1 pseudogene is annotated in these 290 nt (G+C 66.9%); it reads left to right on the top strand.

What is annotated here, in order from left to right:
- Positions 1-116: 116 nt before the first annotated feature.
- Positions 117-290, top strand: a pseudogene (locus P0G09_RS20290) (nitronate monooxygenase); the annotation flags it as partial.

Genomic DNA, 290 nt, shown 5'->3' with positions numbered 1-290 from the left:
GGCAGTCTGATGGCCGGTCAGGTGGCCGGAATGCTCCACGAGGTACCCCCTGTGGCGGACATTCTGGATGACCTGTGGAACTGCGGGAGGCAGCGTATCCACGCGCTGAGCTAGGAATGCTGACGCTCGGAAAGAAAGCCCTGTCTGTGCCCATCCTGCAGGGCGGCATGGGCGTGGGCGTTACTTTGGGCGGGCTGGCCGGTGCCGTGGCGGCCTGCGGCGGCATGGGGTGCATCTCCACCGCCGATGCAGGCTACCGGGTCACGGGCAAAGTCCGGATCCCGGTAGCC

Source organism: Faecalibacterium sp. DFI.5.82 (assembly GCF_029076575.1).
Classification (GTDB): Bacteria; Bacillota; Clostridia; order Oscillospirales; family Ruminococcaceae; genus Faecalibacterium; species Faecalibacterium duncaniae.
Note: the sequence above shows the minus strand (reverse complement) of the source record. Positions and strands in the feature narration are given on the sequence as shown.